4 protein-coding genes are annotated in these 3658 nt (G+C 33.2%); all 4 read left to right on the top strand.

The annotated features are described in order from the left end of the window. Nucleotides 1-58: 58 nt before the first annotated feature. Complete coding sequence (locus ACIQ0M_RS15320; protein WP_396153798.1) at nucleotides 59-1288, top strand: restriction endonuclease subunit S; 1230 nt, start codon at nucleotides 59-61, stop codon at nucleotides 1286-1288. Then, nucleotides 1281-2495 (top strand): ATP-binding protein, encoded by a 1215-nt coding sequence (locus ACIQ0M_RS15315; RefSeq protein WP_396153796.1) that lies wholly within the window; start codon nucleotides 1281-1283, stop codon nucleotides 2493-2495. Before ACIQ0M_RS15320 ends, ACIQ0M_RS15315 begins: the two co-directional genes overlap by 8 nt. A 1-nt stretch (nucleotide 2496) precedes the next feature. Further along, nucleotides 2497-3468: a ParA family protein gene (locus tag ACIQ0M_RS15310; protein ID WP_396153794.1), complete on the top strand. Its 972-nt coding sequence runs from the start codon at nucleotides 2497-2499 to the stop codon at nucleotides 3466-3468. A 14-nt stretch (nucleotides 3469-3482) separates the two neighbouring features. Beyond that, the coding region (locus ACIQ0M_RS15305) for a type I restriction-modification system subunit M N-terminal domain-containing protein (protein ID WP_396153800.1) at nucleotides 3483-3658 on the top strand (176 nt) is incomplete at its 3' end.

Below are 3658 nucleotides of genomic sequence, written 5' to 3'. Positions count from 1 at the left end.
TTAGTACCGCAATTAAAAAAATTGGCTGGCGATAGAGCAATTAGTGGATTAGCAGCGTATGAGTAAAGATAAATTAATACCGGAGTTGCGTTTTCCTGAGTTTAAGAATGAGGGGGAGTGGGAAGAAAAGCTAGTCAGTCAATTAGCTGAATACGAAAATGGAAAAGCTCACGAGCAGGACATTAATGAAGAAGGAAAATATGTAGTTGTAAATTCAAAGTTTATTTCTACAGATGGTGAAGTGAGAAAGTTTACAAATTCTGCAAATTGTATTGCTCGAACGGATGATATTTTAATGGTACTTAGTGATGTACCAAATGGGAGAGCAATTGCTAAATGTTTTTCTGTAGATAGGGACAATTTTTATACTGTAAATCAACGAATCTGCAAACTAACACCAACAAATGCTGATAGTAAAATTCTATACTATCTTTTGAATAGAAATTCTCATTTCTTGTCTTTCGATGATGGTGTAAAACAAACAAATCTTCGAAATGAAGATGTTCTTAATTGCCCAATTGTATTACCAAAAAATCCACAAGAACAACAAAAAATCGCCTCCTGTCTTTCTTCTTTAGATGAAGTAATTGCTGCCCACACCGAAAAGTTGGAGTTACTCAAAGACCATAAAAAAGGCTTGATGCAAAACCTTTTTCCGCAAGAAGGAGAAACGGTTCCTAAGTATCGGTTTAAGGAGTTTACAGATTCTTTAAAAAAAATTGGGTTTGCTGAACTTGGAGAAATAAAAATCGGACTGACACACAAACCTGATTATATTGATGCTGGTGTTCCATTTCTATCGTCAAAAAATATTTCTGGTGGTTTCATTGACTTCATAAATATTCAACACATAAGTCAAGAGAAATTTGACAGTATGCCTAACAGTACCAAACCAAAACTAGGTGATATACTTTTCACCCGAGTTGGTTCTAACTTAGGTAATCCAATTATTTTGGAAGACGACATTGAATTTGGAATTTTTGTAAGTCTAGGTTTTTTTAGAGTTAATAAGAAAGCATTCAACTACTATATAAAATACTGGATGGAATCCGATTTATTCTGGAAACAAGTAAATCAAAAAGTTGCTGGTGGTGCAAAAGATAATCTTAATTCAACTTGGTTGAAAGAATTTGAATTATATATTCCATCTGTTCAAGAACAACAAAAAATTGCATCCTGCCTTTCTTCTTTAGATAAACTTATCATAGCACAGGCGAAAAAAATCGAACAATTAAAACTGCATAAAAAAGGATTGATGCAGGGGTTGTTTCCTAAAATTAATGATTAAATTGCACAGTATGATTACAGAAGAAAAAGTAAAAGCATTATTGGCAGACATGGAAAGTGATTTGATAGAAAGAACGATTTCCATAAAGGAAAATAAGTTAGGACCAGCAGTGTGTGCATTGTCCAATGATTTTCCTAATCATAAACAACCCGGATATATTCTATTGGGAGTGCATGATGATGGTAAACTGGCAGGAATGACATGGACAGATGATGAATTGCAAGCTATAGGTAATGTAAAAAGCAATGGCAATGTATTACCTCAGCCTTCATTGATTGTAAGTCCCATTTTTAAATTTCCAGAAGGTGAGGTAGTGGTTGTCCAAGTAAAACCATCATCCTATCCTCCTGTTAGATATGATGGCAGATGTTGGATTCGTATAGGGCCAAGAAGAGATAAAGCTACTGTAGAAGAAGAGAGAATCTTAATTGAAAGAAGAGCATCTTATGCAAAAACGTACGATTTAGTACCCGCATTAGGGGCAAAGATAGATGACCTAGCCATTGAATATTTTAAGTCAACTTACCTGCCTGCTGCTATTGATAAGGATACTTTAAAGGAAAACGGAAGAGCTCTAGAACAGCAATTAGCTTCGTTACGATTTTTTGACGCCAAAGAACAATGTCCAACTTATGGCGGAATTTTGTTATTTGGTATCAACCCCGAGTTTTACTTACCAGGTGCATATATGCAATATGTAAAATTTAATGGTGAAGAAATGAATAGCGATGTAGAATTTGAGAAAAAATTTTCCGGTGCACTTATTACTGAGCTAAACTCATTAGATGATTTTATAAAAAACAATATTATTAAAGAACGACCTGTAAAAAAAGATTCTTTTCAAGAGGAAACGATTAGAAACTATCCTTTTTGGGCATTACGGGAATTATTAATGAATGCAATTATGCATAGAAATTATGAGTCAAATTCTCCAATTTATATTTACGAATTTTCAAACAGAATTGAAATATTGAATCCTGGTGGTTTGTATGGTGATGTTAATGCACAAAATTTTCCAAACGCAAGTGATTACAGAAATGTTGTAATTGCTGAAGCACTCAAAACATTGGGCTATGTAAACAGATTTAACTATGGTGTAAAAAGAGCCATAGATGAATTAGTAAAGAATGGAAATGGTCAACCCGAATTCGATTTATCAATCGGAACAAAATTTAAGGTTTCAATATTAATTAATAAAAGCTGGTAGTATGAAGTCTATAATATTTTTCAATAATAAAGGGGGTGTCGGAAAAACTACTACTGTTTATCATGTAGCTTGGATGCTATCAGAGCTGGGTGTTAAAACTATAGCTATTGATTTAGATCCACAATCTAATTTAACGTCAATGTTTTTAACACCTGAACGACTAGAAGAGATTTATGAAAACAACCTACCAATCACTATTTTAGATTCAATAAATCCAGTTGTATCTGGTGACCCATACCAACCCGTTCATATTGAAAATATTTCCGATAATCTTGGATTAATACTAGGCAATCTTTCGCTTTCAGTATTTGAAGATAAATTAAGTGATGCTTGGTTAAAATCGCTAGGTGGTGATAGTTATTCATTTAGATTGACTAGTATTTTTAATACTATTTTCAATGAAGCTGCAAATAAGTTTAATGCAGAAATTTTATTAATTGACGTTGGTCCAAATTTAGGAGCAATAAATCGTGCTGTAACCATTAGTTCTGATTACATTATTATGCCAGTTGCATCAGATTTGTTCTCACTTCAAGGTATCAAAAACTTAGGACAAACTTTAAAAAAATGGAGAATAGACTGGAATGATCGATTAGCAAGAAAACCAGATAACATTTCATTTGAAATCCCTTCAAAGGAATCTAAACCAATTGGTTACATTGTAATGCAATATTCTGCCAAAGAGAGTAAACCAGTAAAATCATATTTGCGATGGGCTAATAGAATTCCATTGGTTTTTGCAGAATTTGTTTTAGGGAGTGTAACGGATGTTAATGATGTAGAACAAGATAGAAATTGTATCGCTCTTTTAAAACATTATAGAAGTTTAGCTCCCATGTCTATGGAATCACACAAACCAATTTTTCTTTTGAAACCTGCCAATGGAGCAATTGGGGCACATGTGTATGCAGTACAAAAAAGTTATGAAGAATTTGAGTCATTAACAAATAATATCTTAAAATATTGTAATTAAAATATTGTTGAATTATGACATATAAAGACCAACAACAGCTCGGTAAAACGCTTTGGGACATAGCAGATAACCTACGAGGAGCCATGAATGCGGATGATTTTCGTGATTATATGCTTTCGTTTCTTTTCCTGCGGTATTTGTCATACAATTATGAAGAAGCCGCTAAAAAGGAATTGGGTAAAGATTATCC

The organism is Flavobacterium sp., from assembly GCF_044339515.1.
Taxonomy (GTDB): Bacteria; Bacteroidota; Bacteroidia; order Flavobacteriales; family Flavobacteriaceae; genus Flavobacterium.
Note: the sequence above shows the minus strand (reverse complement) of the source record. Positions and strands in the feature narration are given on the sequence as shown.

Excerpts from the sequence above, each read along its gene's own strand:
- ACIQ0M_RS15320 (WP_396153798.1), top strand. The coding sequence starts at position 59 with ATGAGTAAAGATAAATTAATACCGGAGTTGCGTTTTCCTGAGTTTAAG.
- ACIQ0M_RS15315 (WP_396153796.1), top strand. The coding sequence starts at position 1,281 with ATGATTAAATTGCACAGTATGATTACAGAAGAAAAAGTAAAAGCATTA.
- ACIQ0M_RS15310 (WP_396153794.1), top strand. The coding sequence starts at position 2,497 with ATGAAGTCTATAATATTTTTCAATAATAAAGGGGGTGTCGGAAAAACT.